The 15,632-nt window shown below is 49.3% G+C and carries 18 protein-coding genes; 11 read left to right on the top strand and 7 right to left on the bottom strand.

All coding sequences use genetic code 11. The features are described 5' to 3' along the window. Positions 1 to 85: 85 nt before the first annotated feature. Positions 86 to 547 (bottom strand): transposase, encoded by a 462-nt coding sequence (locus NB640_RS00685; RefSeq protein WP_269309225.1) that lies wholly within the window; start codon positions 545 to 547, stop codon positions 86 to 88. A gap of 198 nt (positions 548 to 745) precedes the next feature. Here NB640_RS00685 and fabG point away from each other — a divergent pair, with 198 nt between their 5' ends. Beyond that, positions 746 to 1,501 carry a 3-oxoacyl-ACP reductase FabG gene (gene fabG / locus NB640_RS00680; RefSeq protein ID WP_269309224.1) on the top strand — a complete coding sequence of 252 codons (756 nt, stop codon included), beginning with the start codon at positions 746 to 748 and terminating at the stop codon, positions 1,499 to 1,501. A gap of 64 nt (positions 1,502 to 1,565) precedes the next feature. Here the strand turns inward: fabG and NB640_RS00675 are convergent, their stop codons facing one another. After that, positions 1,566 to 1,754: a hypothetical protein gene (locus NB640_RS00675; protein WP_269309222.1), complete on the bottom strand. Its 189-nt coding sequence runs from the start codon at positions 1,752 to 1,754 to the stop codon at positions 1,566 to 1,568. A gap of 709 nt (positions 1,755 to 2,463) precedes the next feature. Here NB640_RS00675 and NB640_RS00670 point away from each other — a divergent pair. The 3 genes from NB640_RS00670 (at position 2,464) to NB640_RS00660 (ending at position 3,662) form a co-directional block, all read left to right on the top strand. Next, positions 2,464 to 2,724 carry a hypothetical protein gene (locus NB640_RS00670; protein WP_269309221.1) on the top strand — a complete coding sequence of 87 codons (261 nt, stop codon included), beginning with the start codon at positions 2,464 to 2,466 and terminating at the stop codon, positions 2,722 to 2,724. Positions 2,725 to 2,756: 32 nt separating this feature from the next. After that, positions 2,757 to 2,945 (top strand): hypothetical protein, encoded by a 189-nt coding sequence (locus tag NB640_RS00665; RefSeq protein ID WP_269309220.1) that lies wholly within the window; start codon positions 2,757 to 2,759, stop codon positions 2,943 to 2,945. A 147-nt stretch (positions 2,946 to 3,092) separates the two neighbouring features. Further along, a complete protein-coding gene (locus tag NB640_RS00660) occupies positions 3,093 to 3,662 on the top strand; it encodes a hypothetical protein (protein WP_269309219.1) in 570 nt (189 codons plus the stop codon). A 72-nt stretch (positions 3,663 to 3,734) separates the two neighbouring features. Here the strand turns inward: NB640_RS00660 and NB640_RS00655 are convergent, their stop codons facing one another. Next, positions 3,735 to 4,469 carry a flagellar brake protein gene (locus NB640_RS00655; protein ID WP_269309218.1) on the bottom strand — a complete coding sequence of 245 codons (735 nt, stop codon included), beginning with the start codon at positions 4,467 to 4,469 and terminating at the stop codon, positions 3,735 to 3,737. Positions 4,470 to 4,920: 451 nt separating this feature from the next. Between NB640_RS00655 and NB640_RS00650 the strand changes: the two genes are divergently transcribed. Both NB640_RS00650 and NB640_RS00645 read left to right on the top strand, forming a co-directional pair. Continuing rightward, positions 4,921 to 6,132, top strand: a complete 1,212-nt coding sequence (locus NB640_RS00650) for an FIST N-terminal domain-containing protein (protein ID WP_269309217.1) — start codon at positions 4,921 to 4,923, stop codon at positions 6,130 to 6,132. Next, complete coding sequence (locus NB640_RS00645; RefSeq protein WP_269309216.1) at positions 6,129 to 7,307, top strand: GGDEF domain-containing protein; 1,179 nt, start codon at positions 6,129 to 6,131, stop codon at positions 7,305 to 7,307. Before NB640_RS00650 ends, NB640_RS00645 begins: the two co-directional genes overlap by 4 nt. A 71-nt stretch (positions 7,308 to 7,378) precedes the next feature. Here the strand turns inward: NB640_RS00645 and NB640_RS00640 are convergent, their stop codons facing one another. Beyond that, positions 7,379 to 8,581, bottom strand: a complete 1,203-nt coding sequence (locus NB640_RS00640) for a low temperature requirement protein A (protein WP_269309215.1) — start codon at positions 8,579 to 8,581, stop codon at positions 7,379 to 7,381. Positions 8,582 to 8,933: 352 nt separating this feature from the next. Here NB640_RS00640 and NB640_RS00635 point away from each other — a divergent pair, with 352 nt between their 5' ends. Then, positions 8,934 to 9,737 (top strand): hypothetical protein, encoded by an 804-nt coding sequence (locus NB640_RS00635; RefSeq protein WP_269309214.1) that lies wholly within the window; start codon positions 8,934 to 8,936, stop codon positions 9,735 to 9,737. A 29-nt stretch (positions 9,738 to 9,766) separates the two neighbouring features. Here NB640_RS00635 and NB640_RS00630 read toward each other — a convergent pair whose 3' ends face one another. Both NB640_RS00630 and NB640_RS00625 read right to left on the bottom strand, forming a co-directional pair. After that, the gene (locus tag NB640_RS00630; RefSeq protein ID WP_269309213.1) at positions 9,767 to 10,306 is read right to left on the bottom strand and encodes an inorganic diphosphatase; all 540 of its coding nucleotides are present in this window, start codon (positions 10,304 to 10,306) and stop codon (positions 9,767 to 9,769) included. 128 nt (positions 10,307 to 10,434) lie between these two features. After that, positions 10,435 to 11,094, bottom strand: coding sequence for an NAD(P)-dependent oxidoreductase (locus NB640_RS00625; protein ID WP_269309212.1), 660 nt, complete (start codon positions 11,092 to 11,094; stop codon positions 10,435 to 10,437). Positions 11,095 to 11,347: 253 nt separating this feature from the next. Here NB640_RS00625 and NB640_RS00620 point away from each other — a divergent pair, with 253 nt between their 5' ends. Continuing rightward, positions 11,348 to 11,824 carry a hypothetical protein gene (locus NB640_RS00620; RefSeq protein ID WP_269309211.1) on the top strand — a complete coding sequence of 159 codons (477 nt, stop codon included), beginning with the start codon at positions 11,348 to 11,350 and terminating at the stop codon, positions 11,822 to 11,824. 75 nt (positions 11,825 to 11,899) lie between these two features. Here NB640_RS00620 and NB640_RS00615 read toward each other — a convergent pair whose 3' ends face one another. Beyond that, positions 11,900 to 12,676: an EFR1 family ferrodoxin gene (locus tag NB640_RS00615; RefSeq protein WP_269309210.1), complete on the bottom strand. Its 777-nt coding sequence runs from the start codon at positions 12,674 to 12,676 to the stop codon at positions 11,900 to 11,902. A gap of 345 nt (positions 12,677 to 13,021) precedes the next feature. Here NB640_RS00615 and NB640_RS00610 point away from each other — a divergent pair, with 345 nt between their 5' ends. The 3 genes from NB640_RS00610 to NB640_RS00600 all read left to right on the top strand — a co-directional run bounded on the left by NB640_RS00610 (position 13,022) and on the right by NB640_RS00600 (position 15,561). After that, positions 13,022 to 13,228: a hypothetical protein gene (locus NB640_RS00610; protein ID WP_269309209.1), complete on the top strand. Its 207-nt coding sequence runs from the start codon at positions 13,022 to 13,024 to the stop codon at positions 13,226 to 13,228. Between the two features lie 78 nt (positions 13,229 to 13,306). Continuing rightward, positions 13,307 to 13,723: a hypothetical protein gene (locus NB640_RS00605; protein WP_269309208.1), complete on the top strand. Its 417-nt coding sequence runs from the start codon at positions 13,307 to 13,309 to the stop codon at positions 13,721 to 13,723. Between the two features lie 125 nt (positions 13,724 to 13,848). Further along, positions 13,849 to 15,561 carry an ankyrin repeat domain-containing protein gene (locus tag NB640_RS00600; protein WP_269309207.1) on the top strand — a complete coding sequence of 571 codons (1,713 nt, stop codon included), beginning with the start codon at positions 13,849 to 13,851 and terminating at the stop codon, positions 15,559 to 15,561. Positions 15,562 to 15,632 lie beyond the last annotated feature (71 nt).

The raw sequence follows: 15,632 nt of genomic DNA, 5'->3' as shown, positions 1-15,632 counted from the left end.
ATTTCGCTCCCTTTGACTGCTTCGCAGCCACTATTGTGAAGCAAAAAACTCACTTATAAATCTGTCCTAATTCCCGGGGCCACTTCTACTTCATGTGGCCAAGCAGAATCCGTGTGCACGGCGAGTGGAAAACCAGAAGCGTCTGCAATAACCATGAGCTTCGTACCTTTGCACCGCCTGGTCTTTCCCACTTTGAGCCCCCTTTTTTCGCCACTGTGAAGGTGCCATCTATAAAGCATTCGGATAAATCAATTCCACCGCGTTCTTCAAGGTCCTGTGCCAGCGCTTCCAGTATATGGCGTAATACGCCTTGTTTGACCCACCGGGAAAAACGCCTGAAACACGTTGATCCTGAAGGAAATCGATCAGGAAGATCCACCCAGGCAGCGCCTGTTCGCAATACCCGGAAAACGCCGTTTAATACGTCCCGGTCTGTGGGTACTTCCGGACGGCCTCGACCGGTACGATGACTCTCGGATTTCGGGATCAAAGGCTCCAGAAGTGCCCATTGTTCGTCTGTAAGTTGTTCTGCGCGTCGCCTTTTCATCCACACAACTTACCGTTTTTATAAGCAAATCAATGGCTTGAATAACGAGGGTATTCATGCCGATTTATGAAATGAGTTCTAGACAGATCAACACACGGATATCAGGATAGACAGATTGTTCGTTGATTGTTTCTTTCAGAAAGTTAGGTTATAACAGTATATAAACACGATGAAGGACCACTTTTACAGGAGAAGCCCATGTTCAGTCTGAAGGATAAAGTTGCACTCGTTTCTGGTGGGGCCAAGGGGATTGGCAAGGGGATTGTCAGGACACTGCGGCAGGCCGGGGCGAAGGTGATCATTGCGGATATTGACGATACAACAGGTGCGGCGTCAGCCAGGGAACTGGGTGCGGATTTCATGCACCTGGATGTCACGAAAGCCGATGAGTGCCAAAAGGTGATCACCGATGCGGTGGCAACATATGGCAGGCTCGATATTCTTTGCTCCAATACCGGCATTTTCCCGCAGGCCACACTCAAGGATATGACAGAAGCCGACTGGGATATGATGAACAACGTCAATCTCAAGGGAATGTTTTTCCTGATCCAGGCGGCCCTGGCGGTGATGGAAAAGCAGAAATACGGTCGTGTGATCATCACATCTTCCATCACCGGCCCGATCACTGGTTATCCCGGGTGGAGCCACTATGGCGCGACCAAGGCCGGGCAGCTTGGCTTCATGCGCAGTGCGGCGCTGGAGTATGCAAGATTTGGTATCAATATCAATGCGGTCATGCCGGGCAATATCCTGACGGAAGGACTCAAGGCGCAGGGCGAGGATTACCTCAACCAGATGAAGGCATCCATTCCGACCCATACGCTGGGTGATCCGGAAGATATTGGTTATGCGGTCTGTTTCCTGGCGTCAGATGAAGCAAAATTTGTGACAGGGCAGACAATCATTGTCGACGGGGGGCAGATTCTGCCGGAGTCACCGGATGCGCTCCTGTAAACCATGAGGTATCGGGGAAAACGGCTCCTTTTGGGAGCCGTTTTTTTATGAGTGCAATAACCGTTTATTCGACAAATTCGATGATGATTTCCTTGCCAAATACCGCTTGCAGGGTGTTGGTCAGCACGCGCTCTATACGGGTGAGCACATCCGGATCAAACCAGGTGCTGGTGGCGTAGCTGGCGCCAAGCATCATGTCGGCAGCAGCCTGTCTGACAAGTGAATAGGGCAGGGTGAGCCTGGGTTTATTCATGTTTCCTCCGAGGGTCGGGTCTCATTAATTTTCCGTTTGCAAAAAGCCGTTTTGGCTCAAAGGGCCAGGCGCAGCGGAAAATGGGGACGCAGGCGTAGCCGCCCACCATCAAGTTCCCATTTTTCGATGCAACGCCGCCATTTGGGGCACAGCGGCTTTGCAGCAGGCAATTTAATGAGGCCTGACCCTTGGATTCCATTGTAACGACAGATCCGGTGTCGGGATATGAAATGGTCTGATGGTATCAATATCAGCCCCGCTGCTTTCCCGTAAATAATTGACATGCAAAGCATTTCTTTATATGATTTACAGGTTAAGTATTCGTTTTTTATGTTCTTTGCAGAATTTATTGACAAAATCAGATCAGGACATCTCTCATGCAGAAGGTGAAAAGATGAGTTGTATGTTGTCCGGCTTTTGCTTTTCCCTTTTCGGCATATTTCCAGTTTATTTTATTTTTTCTTTTCAGGGAGCATCCCTGTTGCCTGAATCTGCTGCCTGTGGCCTCGAGCCGCAGTTGCAGGAAAACCCCAAATCAGGAGTGGCAGCAGGATCAGCCCGGCTGCCCCCTCCCGATTGCACACAACCGCAGTTTTTCCCCGCGTTTTATTTGAATTTGCATCTTGGTGCCAGGAGGGCAGAGGCTCATATTGTGCAGGGCAAAGTCTGTTTTTAATTTTTTTTATTTGAACTCAACACGGAGAAAACCATGCAAAAGCAGTTTGTTGAAGGTGGCAGATATTCAGGCGAAATTTTTGATGGAGGCTGCGGCATCCTCGATACCCTTAGTGTCACTATTTTGAAAAGAAACGGCAAGTCAGTCACCTATACGTTGAACCATCACCATTCGGTAGGGCATATTGCCGAAGCCGAAATCAAGACGGTAGAGGGCTGGGGCGAATACATCGAAGCGGCTGATGATCGTTTCTTTGCCTATGCGACTCACGCTGCCAAAGGTGCCATTGCATGATTTATCCGTGTATCTGAAATAGGAGAAACCCTATGAAACAGGATACACAGGCATTAAAAGAAAAGTCCGCACCGATCGAGATACAGATGTCGAAAGCATGCGTCTTGCCAATGGCCGTGGAAATCAATGTATTTGAAACGTATGATATGGATCTTGCGATGCGCTCTATTGAGGATCTGTATCGTGCGGCTTATGGTGTAAAGATCGTCTGGACTGATTAGGACCTGTGAACACTAACAGGCCTCTGGCAGAATAAAAGGGTGACTGAAATTGCCGGTATGTTACCGGTGGTTTTGTCACCTTTTTTGTTGGGGGCGCAGACCTCCGGTTTGGAGAAATCATTGGCTTGCGGGTAAGATGCTTGGGTTATGTTTACCTACATCATCAGGAAAGCGGGTTTTGCCTTTATCGTCGCAATACTGGCGGTCAGTTATTATCTGTACAAAAACAACAAGATAGCCATGCCGGAAAAAGAATCGATGACAAAGGAAAGAGAAGAGCTGATCGCTTCAGTGAAAAAGCGCTATGGCGATATCAGTATGGAAGAAGTGACAGCCAAAGTGAATGAGAAGCTGCTGTCGATGGCCAATATGAGCGCCATGACGGCGGATGCTGCCAGAACGAAGCAGAATCCGGAAAGCTTCCATCGGGCGATTGCGGCTTATGAGGAGTCTGCCCACCTGGTATCGGAAATCGATAAAATGATGGCACTCAGGTATACTTTCCTGAAGGGAAAGACACTGTACCAGTTCCGTGAATTTTTCCCGGATAATCCGGAAACCCCGCAGGCGGCGCAAAAAGGCATCGCCATTATTGAAGGGGTCATGAAAGAGTGGGACAGGGAAAAAGACGCGGATTTGTGGAATGAAATGAAAGCGATCCTGGATGAGTACAAAAAGAAGACACTTCCACCGGAAAATGTCGCAGGCAAAAGCTGAACCCATGTTTTGAAAGATCAAAAAACAGCGATACGCTTTCGGGCTGTATCGCTGTTTTTTATCCGGCTGTTTTTATCCGGCAAGCTGCTGAGCTGCTGCCTGGCGGCCAAGCAGGATATAGTCGTTGATGAAGTTCTGAAGTGTGGCGCGGTGAAATGGCCTCAGTTCGTTGAAAAGGACTCCATTCTTGTATACGGTGTTTCCGGATTCATCCTGATCTTTTCGGGAATTACGGATGGTTGCCATGACTTCAATCAGGGTGTTTTCATCGGTGACGGCATTGCGTACCGAGAATGAAATCCCGACTTCCTCGCCAACCTCTCCCAAGTTGATATCTCCCTGAAGCATGACGCCGGTAATACTCAGGTCCAATGCCGTGACAATGTGGGTGTCTGCCAGTTTTTCACCATTCATATGCCAGATTCTGACAGGCATTTTCACCGTGATGCGGATATCCTTCCTGAGTGGCATGACGCGGATATGGTCAGGAAATGCCAGTTCGACAAAATTGCGGGGTGTCTGATAGATGTACTCAACACAGGAAGGGAAGGTGAAGATGGATACACCGGTAAAAATCCGGATTTCCACCCGCTCGGCGACTTTAAGTGGCACATTAAAGCCGTTTTCCTGTGGCATCCTGATAAAGACATATCTGCCCGGCTCAAATCCGATCAGGGACGAGTAGTATTCATTTTTTTTGGTGCCATAGGTGATCAGCTGCATGCGTGTGCCAACCTGAAGATTCATTTCTTCAAATGAGACCCTGTTTTCGTTCCTTTTTTTGTCGTTTTCTTTCTTGCCTGTCATTTCCGTATTCCTCATTCATCCGGGCCCCCTGGCGGAAAATATTTTTTTAATGGTAACCGATTTTCACCGTTTTTTTGCCTGAATGAAACTTTTTTGTCAATAATTATTATTTACTGGAAACAAGAGTTTAAATCAGATTCCCGTTAAAAAAAAGATAACAGAAAAAGTCCCGCGTTTTGTCACTGCACACAGGATATCCTGGTGATCCCGGAATTGCCGTTCTTTTTGAAAAAACGCATGAAGCAATGCCGTTTTCTGTTGGAAAATCCGGGCAAGGTGTTTGTTGCAGACAGGAGAGGGATGGCAATAATACTCCGTAAGGTAATTTTATAATCCGGCAGAAAAATAAAATGCACAAAATGCCCTTGAAACAGGGTACCGGGATAACTTTTTGCTTATGTGCTAAGATCGACTACATCCGAAGTTGAGCAGAGAAACCAGGAAAGAAAAAATGCGAGCAGGTGTTGGATACAGTGAAAATCCAGACACGGCAGCTGCGGCTGTTGAAGCTGCGACTGCTGCACTGGCACAGGCCGGAAAAACCGGCCCCCCGTGCGATCTGGTGCTGCTTTTTTCAACAGCGCGCCACGATGCCAGGATTCTTCATGATTCTGTTGTCTCAGTGGTTGGCGAATTCCCCCGAATTGTCGGCGGTGGTGCTGTCGGAGCAATGACCAATGACCAGTTTGGCTACGCCGGGGACCAGGTCGGGATTGCTGTTATCTGGCTGGATGGTGTTCAGTGCGATATTCTTGATGAGGGAGGATTGCTGCAGGGGGAAGAGAAAGCGGTCGGTCAGCGTCTGGGTAAAAAGCTGGCAGCGCTTGGTATCGGGCAGACCTCTCATGTCGTGATGTTTTACGACAGCTTTGATCGTACCCGTGGTGATTTGCGCCTGGTACAGGCTTCTTCGCTGATTGAGGGTATGGAGGAAAGCCTGGGCTTTTTCCCGGCCCTTTCAGGCGCCGGATTGATGGGGGATTTTACCAATTCCCCTTCATGGCAATGGACGGGAGAGAAAATGGCTGAGCGCCATGCACTGGCACTGGCATTTGGTGATGGCGTGCAGGTGGATAGTGTCATCATTCACGGGTGTCGTCCCATCACAGGGTATTACACGGTAACAAAGTCCGAGCAGCAGACTATTCTGGAAATTAATGGTGAGCCTGCGCTGACTTTTCTCGACAGGCTGCTTGGGGCGTCAATCCTGCCGGAAAGCTATCCGTTTTTCCTCATTTTAGGGATCAATAAAGGGGATAAATGGGTTGAATTCAACGAGTACAATTATGTCAATCGCTTGTGCCTGGCTCTCGATAAGGAGCGAAAGGGGCTGGTCATGTTTGAATCAGATATGGTGGAAGGCACGGAATTTCAGATCATGCATCGCAGCCTTAATCTGGATTATATGAAGCCCCAAATCGAGGGACTTTTCAAAGGGCTTGGAGGCCGTCGCCCTGTTTTTGCGTTTTATATTGATTGTGCCGGCAGGGCAGCAGCTTACGCCGGGCTTGATCAGGAAGATGCCGTCAGGGTGCAGGAAATTGTTGCGGGAAGGGTTCCCTTGCTGGGACTTTATACGGGGGTGGAAATCGGTTCAGTCATGGGGCGTTCACGGGCGCTTGACTGGACAGGGGTGTTTTGTCTGTTTAGTGTGCCGCAATGAAGACGCAAAATGACCACGATTTGAGAGATCAGGAGATTGAAGCGCTTCGCAGGGAAGTGGCGTATCTGCGAAAGAACAGCGAGCAGACCGCTGGCCGCCTGCTCCTGGCTGATACGCAGGCTATTGCCATCCGCCATGAGCTCGAACAAAAACGCCGGGGGTTTCGCCTGATGGCGGATCTGGCCGTTTCCCTGGGACGGGAAACCGATTATGAAAGTGTATTTGTCTCGGTCAGCCGCCGGATTAATGCCGCATTGAGTATGCAGCGTACTGCGGTTTTGGCGCCTGACCCGGATGGCGGTTTCAGTGCCGTGGTATTGCAGGGGTATCCGCCTCACGAGCAGAAGGTGATTTTAGAATGCCGTATCGAGATTGATCCCGAGATGCTTGATCCCACGCACCCTGTCCTTGTGACGGGTGCCGATCCGGATGAGCGGCTTGCGTCTGTACGTAAAGCACTGGCATTACCCTATCTGATTTCATCACCGGTGATGTTGCATGACAATGTGGTGGCGCTTCTAGTGACAGGGCGACTGGTAGAGGAGCGCCCGTATCTGCCGCGTCTGGGCGAAAGTGATGTGGAAACCGTCCAGATGGTCAGTGTTTACCTTGCTGTCATGTTCACCGGGTTCCGTTTGCGCCATGCCGAAATTTTAGCCAGTTACGATCCATTGACCCAGCTGTTCAACCTGCGTTCAACAACAGAAAGCCTGCGTCATACGCTGGAATACGCACAGCAGGGCGGCTATCATGCCGCCCTGCTTTTTATTGATCTGGACGGGTTCAAGGATGTCAATGACACGCATGGCCATGCGGCAGGTGATATGGTGTTGCGTATTGTGTCTGAGCGTCTTGTCAATTGTGTCCGTGAGTCGGATATTGTTGGACGGATTGGCGGCGACGAGTTTGTTGTTGTTCTTACCCATATCAGCCAGCCTGAAGATGCAGCCGGTATTGCCGGAAAAATCGTAGACAGCCTTTCCAGGCCAATGGATGTGCAAGGCGCACGCTGCCAGGTGGGCGCCAGTGTCGGTATCGCCGTTTATCCCGAGCACGGAGAGGATGAGTCTGCGCTTTTGCATGCCGCGGATGATGCGATGTATGCGGTTAAAAACAATGGTAAAAATGCCTATCGCTATGCCATAACGGCAAAAGGTACGGAAAAGGGAAGCTGAAACCGGTTTTCCGCTTTTATTTCTGCTTCTGTTTGCCAATACCTTCTATGAAAAGAACCCGCCGGGCGGCCCTACTCCTGTGACGATGCTTCTTCATGCGCCAGCGACGGTTTTTTTGCAGAAAAAGCCTCATAAACTGCAACGCCAAACAGGACAATCAGCACGCAGACATTCGTCAACAGGTTATCAAGCATAAACGAAAAAGGAATGAGTACGAAAAGCATCACAATCGCAATCAGATGTGAGCGGAAAAAGGTGCGGCAGGTCACCCAGTGCAGCATCATGTTGGCGGCAATATAAATGACCGGGCTGGTAACAAGAAGGAAGAGCGACATGCTGTTCATGGTGCCTTCAGGCTCTTTCACGACCATTTCATCGCCTACAGCGCATAAGATGATGGCGCCGATCAGGATGACATGAATGGCATTGTAGGTAAGGCCAAGCGAGCCGGGATTTTTGCTTTTTTTGATACTGCTCGTTGTCACGGTATTGCTGATTTCAAAATAGATCCACCACATGGCCACGCTTCCCAGGAAGGAAACCAGCCCGGCGACGACTTTTTGAAAAGACCAGATAGCGGTTCCGCTCAAGGTGACGCCTGTCATCAGGACGGTTTCACCAAAAGCGATGATGACAAAAAGCTTGCATCTTTCCAGCAGCAGTTCGCCGTTGATGGTCCATTCCTTCATGGAATGGGAATAGCCCAGACCCGGTGTGTAAAAGCGGATCATGGCCGAAAGATAATCAATCAGCACACCGGCCAGCCAGAAGAACAGGCGCAGGGAGGGAGAGACAAATGCGCCGGCCAGCCAGAAAATACCGGATATACTCATCCAGAAAAGAATGCGCTTGTAGTTGTTGGATATGAGGTGTCCGTTGCCAACCATGAAGAGCACCGCCAGTGTCCGCCCTACCTGGATGGCGACATAACAACAGGCAAAAAGAATGCCTTTATCGCTGAAGGCTTCCGGCAGGGCGGATGTCATAAAAAGGCTGATGACCATGATGGCCACGACCAGCAGGCGAATAGGGCGGGTATCCGCATTAAACCAGTTGGTCATCCATACCGTGTGCTGCCATAAAAGCCAGATGCCGAACCATAAAACTGCTGATTGTATGAGCCCTGTCAGGTTGAGATGGTGCAGCAGGTAATGGGAGAGCTGGGTAACGGCAAAAACAGTGATCAGGTCAAAAAGCAGCTCGGTATACGAAACAACGGCTTCTGTCCCTTCCTGCTGGCTGCGCATGATGTGTTGCAACGATGGTTTTTTCATGACACGGTCTCCGTTTTTCTCAATGTTACACCGTTGTAACCGTTATCTTTATGAGTGACAGCAAGGTTTAGGGCCAGGACTCATTAAATTGCCTGCTGCAAAGCCGTTGTGTCCCAAATGGTGGTGTTGCACCGAAAAATGGGAACTTGATGGTGGCCTGCACCACCTGCATCCCCATTTCCCGTTGCGCATCACCCTTTGAGCCAAAACGACTTTTCGCAAACGGAAAATTAATGCGTCCTGCCCCTGGGCTGAAGGTGTTTTTTGCATCAAATTATACTGGTATTGAATCCCATGGCGTGTTTATGGCGTAACATATCGCTTTATTCGGGCAGAGCCTAGGCAAGGCAGGATGATTAAGGAATCAGGAGTGACGGGAAAAACAGGTATTTTCAGGTTGATTGCGTTATTGCTGTGTACCGTGCCAGGTATGCCGATGGTGGCGTATGCCCAGAAAACACCCGTTTCTGCGCCTTTTTCCCTGCCGGCATGGGTACAGGCTGTCGGCACAGTAGTGGCTATCCTCGTTGCTATTGCCATCATGGGCTGGCAGTGTCGCAGCCACAGGCGGCTGGATGAAAGCCGTGAAAAGCGTCAGATGGCGCGAGAACAGGAACATGAATCCGCCGAGATGCGAAGTCTTTTGTGTTCCGCCCGGCATGAGCTGGCCTTCTTTTACATGAGCTACAAGGAGGGGGCGGGTGAAATGCTTGAGCAGATATCCGGGGATGGCTATCTTGAGCACATTGTTCCTGTCGAGCATGAGCGGTACTACATCTATCCGATATGCGCATCCAATATCGGCAAGGTCAAGGATGCCAAGCTGGGAATGCACATCCTCTTTGCCTATACCGTGCAGATCAAATTCATTGAAACCATGAAGTGGAACAACAATCTGCTGCGCTGGCTTCGGGATGCGCGGAAAAGGCAGATGGAATACAAGGATGCGGAGTCCATCAGGACACAAAAGGAACTGGAAACAGACCTGAAAGTGCATGTGCCAAAAATGGTGGCGGCTTTTGATGAGATGGAAGTTGCCACGAAAACGATTATGGAATACATCAACGAGGATGGAACCATCAATCCGCGCAGCAAGCACAAGCTGCACTCACGTTATTATTTTCTCAACAGTCCGCAATCTGTCCGTTACCGGTAAAGATTACTTCAAGGGTAAAAGACCCTGCGCTACTTTACGAGTTCCGGGCGTCTTCTTTCGTATTCCTCAATATAGTCTTTAATGATTTGCCTGGCGGTTTCCGGTCCCTGTATATCGTCAATCACCGTGCTTTTGCCTTCCAGTGCCTTGTACACCGAGAAAAAATGCGAAATTTCACTGGCAATGTGATGCGGCAACTCATCGATATTGGCGTATTCGTTATAGACAGGGTCTCCATAGGGAAGGGCGATGATTTTTTCATCCTTTTCATCACCGTCGACCATGCTGATGACCCCGATGGGAAAACACTTGACCAGTGACAGGGGAGCCAGGACTTCTGAACATAGCACCAGTACATCAAGCGGATCATTGTCAGCTGCATAGGTGCGGGGAATAAAACCGTAGTTTGCCGGGTACTGTGTAGAAGTGTACAAAATCCGGTCCATGAGCAAAAGGCCCGTTTCTTTGTCCAACTCATACTTGACCTTGCCGCCACGCGATATTTCAATCACGGCGTAGAAGGACTCGGGAGTGACCCTGTCTGCTGCGATATCGTGCCAGATATTCATGGATTGTCTTTCGTTTGGTCTCGGTTAACCGTAAATTTCAATGGGATTGCTATTGTATAGGCGTGACCAGGTACGGACAAGGCTTTCCCTGGCAAAACCGGTTGATTCAGAAAGCGGCTGGAAAATGCTCAGTCTTTTACCAGTCCGGCATCTTCACGCTGCGCATGGGAAATCACTGACATATCTTTTTCTCCCCGGCCTTTGGCAATCGCGCTTAAAAAACGGTTTTCCACGATAGCGGCAAATGCCATTGGCGTATTGCCTGCTTTTGCTGCATCACGAACCAGTCCCATGTCTTTTGCTGCGAGCCGGGCAGTAAATCCGGCGTTGTCAAAATCGGCTTCAAGAATCAGGCGGCTGTAAGTCTGGACAATGGGTGCTGAAAACAGCGCGGTGGAGATAAAACGGGAGAACTCCATCGGGCTCATCTCATGGCTTTCAACCAGTGAAAACGCTTCACTCAGTAATTCAACCATTGAACAGATCATAAAGTTACCCGCCAGCTTGATGACATTGGCACCAACAGGCGATTCACCAAAATCCCAGACTTCGCCCATTGGAGACAGATAAGGCATGATCTTTTCCTTGAGTACCGGATCACCTGACAGGCATAGTCTCAGTTTCCCGGCTGCTGCGGTATCCGGACGGCCAAATACAGGGCATGCCAGGTAACCTCTTTTGTGTTTGGCATGGCTTTCCATCATGGGGGACGCCATACTGGTACTGATCGTGCTCATGGAAACGTGAATGGCGCCAGCAGACATACTTTTGAAAGTCTCTCTGCTCATGATTTCCTAAAGCGCCGTATCATCGGCCAGCATGGTAAAAATAATTGCTATTCAGGCAACATCTTTCTCCGTCAGGCAAAGGTGAGTTTAGTCATATATGAACCGGTTTTTGCAAAAAATCAAAGTATTTCCAGCCGGAAATTAAACAGAACGCCAGTATTCATGCGGCTTTTAACGTGATCAAAAAAAAGGCTTCCGTGTCTGAAAAAAGGCTGCTATAGTGACGCGAAATTGGGTTTTGGAGTCAAGGTCTATGGGTATATTCTCCAAGAACGGAATCATAAAATCAGATGGCGCAGCACGTTCAATCCGGCAATCCGGCCTGGAAGAGCGTGTGGCAATGGCAAATGACAAGGCGGCAAAAAAGGTTTCAAAGCTGAAGTCTGATGCTGCCAATGACAATGCTGGTGGCCGGTCTTTTTTTGCGCCACAGGCGTTGCAAACGGCTTATGTCCGCCTGAAAACCCGTCTTTCCGAGGTTGGTTCGGCATTTGATCCTGAAATGTATGTGGCCGGTGTGACCATTGCGCTGGCTTATGTAAAAAGTGAGTCCGGCTTCTTTTCGGATTTTGCGATTTTTATGCTGGCATGCTTTGGCGATTCCATCAAGCCACACCTGCTCTCATTTTATGCCGGTATTTGCAGCGCCCCGGAGGTTGTTGCATCTGACCTGACTTCATATGAAGAATGTATGAGAGAGCACGCTGCCCTGATGCAGATCAGTGTCTGATACCCTGATGACATGTTCCTGAAAAAACAAAGCCTCCTGATACAGGAGGCTTTTTTGCGGGAAAGCCTGGCTGCCTTACATGAAGAATTCCGGTTCTTTTCTGGCACTGTTCTTTTCAGCAAATACAGCGCCATATTCAGCATATTCCGGTGAGTGGAACCCTTGGGCCTTTTCGGGGCAAACCGCAATACAGGCGGTACAGGTGATGCAAAGATCAGTGTCCTTCGTTTTGGGATTATCCGGCGGGATGGCACCAACAGGGCATACCGAAGCACAAATCCCGCAAAGCGTGCAATTATCATTAACCGTCGGTTTCATTGCCGGTACCTTGTACTCCCGGTAAGGGAAATTACCTTTTACCTCGATTGCCGGCAGCGGTTTTTCCGGATAGGCGCGCAGTTTTTGTGAACATTGCCGGGCAAAGGTCGTCAGCGCTCGTCTGTCCTGGGGATCCGGCCGGTCTGTGCCAACCTGCGGGAAAATCGAGTGCTGGGTCACAACTGCGCCTGCACCCAAAAGGACAAAACCGTTTCTTTCCAGGATCGTTTTCAATTCCAGAAGTGCATCTTCATACTCCCGATTGCCATAGGTGACAACCGCAATAGCAGGGGTATTTTCCCCCTTCAGGTTGGCAAGTTTTTGCGCGCACAGATCCGGAATCCTGCCGGAGAAAACCGGCATGGCGACAATTGCCAGCGTATTGGAAGGAATAACCGTTTCCTCATCCAGCGGATCCCACATCAGATTGAATTCGTTTTTCTGTCCAAAGAAGGCCTTGCTGATTTCATCGACAACTGCCTTGGTTGTGCCGGCCGGACTGAAGTAAACCTGTTCAATCGCATCTGTCTGCATTCTGTTTTCCTTTTTTTGAAATTGAATATTTCCGTTCATGAAAGTTTAAGCGATTTTTGGCTTTGCTGTGAACAGAAGGTACCCGCATATCTTCTTTCACTCCTGAAAAAGTGTCAATATGGCATACCGGATGCCTTACCCGGGAGCGTTCGGGAGCGGTTTTTTGCCGGAATTTTATCCGCTTGCCCGCTGTCAGGAAAAAAGTGTTGTGTATCTGGTTGTAACAAACGGTAATGTTTGCCAAAAATCAGAGAAAATAGGGGGAATGCGTGGAAAGATGCATGAGAAGGATATCGGCATGACATCGCTGTTTTATTTGAAAATCGTATAGACAGGAGGCCGGTTATGACAGGATGGAGCTGGGATAAAGAGGATGCCAAATCACATGTGATTGTTCCAAAATCGGAAGCCGTTGCAGTCTATCTGGACAATTCAGATCAGCTGATTATCAGGCAGCAGGGAGAACTCGGGGAGGAAGACAGCATGGTGATCATTCCTGCTGGGTATACGGAAACCCTGATTAATGCGATACGAAGTGCCAAAAAGCTGTAAAACGCCAAGAGGAAACAGAAGGAGGCGGTATAAAAACCATTCTTCGAATCAGATACCCATAACAGAGAGGAATCAATCATGAAAAAAAGCACGAAGATGCTTGTTGCACTGCTGGCAGGCTTTTCTTTTGTCGTTTCACCGGCTTTCCCAGCTCCCCAGGGCGAAAAGGATATGCCTGAAGAAGTCAGGAAAGACAAGCCTGAGCAAAGAAAACAGAATGAGAAAAAAACGATGGAGCGCAACAAGGATGGCAGGGAGAAAAAAGCGCGTGACAAGGATGAGGTAAAGCGCGAGAAAGCACGGGATAAAGAAGGGAAAAAGCCGAATAAAGATCGCCGGAAAGCGCAGAAAAAACAGGACAGGGAGCGCGAGACGGAGCAGAAGCAGCGAGACAAGGAAGACAGGGAAAGTAGCAACAGGCCGGATAAGGAAAGGAAAGACCGCAAGGATCGCAAGCGGGAAGATGGCAAAGTGCGTTCACAGCAGAAAGAGTAATCTGACAGCGGCCTGAATGCAGGACAATCACTCCCGGGGCTTTGCCCCTTTTTTTACGTCGGCAGTGCGGGCAGAATCAGTGCAGATATAGTGTATGATTTCCTGATTACTTGAAAGGGAAAGTCATGCGCTATTTTTTTTCAGCCTTAACTGCTTTCATTGTGTTTCTTTTCCTGCCTTTTTCATCTCATGCGGTGACGCCGGCTTATGACGAACTTGGCCGCCTCATGAATGGTGATGAGGTATACAAGGAAAATAATCCCCCCAAGAAAGGTCAGGAAAAACGGCCGGTACCGGAAATTGACCGTTATAACCATATGGGCATGACCCCGCTGCAAAGTGCATCGATGTATGGAGAGATTGATAAAGTTCACGATTTTCTCAAGAAGAAGGCCAATCCCGATATCATTTCGGCCGGGGGGCAAACGGCACTGCAAATGGCTGTGCGTTCCAATCAGCCGGAAATCGTCAAACTGCTCCTTGCCCATAAGGCCAACCCGAATCTGCGGGATGCGCTTTCTCTGGCTAAATCTGATGAAATGAAAAAACTCCTGGTATCCCACGGGGCAAAAGCCAGCCAGAAAAAAGAAAAAAAGGATGTTCAGATCAGCCTTATTTCTTCTGAAGAAGTGAAAATCATTTCTGAAACAATCGAACAGGAAAAAAAACATAACAGGCCCATTCCGACCCTGGCGCAGGCGGTCATATTAGGCGTGAATCCGGAAGGGCTGGACGCCATGCTGAAAAAAGGAACCGATATCAATGAGATTGACCCGGTTTTTGGTACAGCACTGCATCAGTTTTTTGAGCAGAGGCGTGACAAATCGATCGGTATTTTTCTCCTGGAAAAAGGGGCAGATCCCAATCTGGTTTCCCGCATGACGCACCCCTTCTTATCAGCACTGTCACGGGGAGATCTGGATATTATTTCCCTGATGATCGAGAAGGGCGCCAATATCACGGTCACCGACCATGACGGGAGAGAAGGGTTAAGCCGGGCGGCAGAAGGAAGGAAAATTGATGTCGTGAAACGCTTGCTTAAGGCGGGTGCAAAAGTCGATGCCAAGGATAAGAATGGTCAGACCGCGCTTTATTACGTGTTGCGGAGAAAACCAAAGGCAGTGGATATGGCGCAACTGCTTCTGGAAAACGGGGCATCGACAATGGTCACTCCAAAACAGCCTGCGTTAAGCGTTATTGACTGGCGTACAGAGAACGTGGACATGATGCTCCTGCTGCTTGAATATAAGGCCAAACCCGTTGTCAAGCGCGAGGACGGCACCCTGGTGATGTTTGCCGTTCACTCGGGGAGCCTTCCGCTTTTGAATGCGGCTATCAAGGAAGGGGTGGATGTGAAAACGCGCAATCGCGATGAAGACAGTGCGCTGGAGTATGCCGTTACGCAAAAAAGAGTGGATATGATCAAGGTACTGCTGGCTGCCGGTGCACCGGTAAATGGCAGTGTGGATCTCCCTGGCAGGCGTTTTGTCGATACTTACGGCAAGATGCATGCAGGAACTGACGATTTGCTGGCCATTGCAGTAGAGACAGGAGACCTTGATGTGATAAAAACACTGATTGATGCGGACGTCCATCTGGATACAACGGCTAATTCCTTTGAAAAGCCGACGCCGCTTCATATGGCTGTTCAAAAGAAACGGAGTGATATTGTCGATATGCTCTTGACGGCAGGGGCCAACCCCAACAGCTTGGACAGGTATAAAAGAACGCCTTTGCATATAGCAGGACGTTATCCTGATGCGGCAATCGTCAAGCGTCTTTTAGCAGCCGGTGCCAATCCGAACGCGGCAGATGAAAAAGGCGAAAACACCGCTTGATATGGTTTCACGCAATGACGACAAGCAAATCAGTGACATACTGATCAAGGCTGGTGGAAAAAAGGAATACG

It is taken from the genome of Oxalobacter vibrioformis, from assembly GCF_027118995.1.
Taxonomy (GTDB): domain Bacteria; phylum Pseudomonadota; class Gammaproteobacteria; order Burkholderiales; family Burkholderiaceae_D; genus Oxalobacter; species Oxalobacter vibrioformis.
The sequence above is the reverse complement of the archived record's forward strand: the minus strand, read 5'-3'. Positions and strand labels throughout refer to the sequence as shown.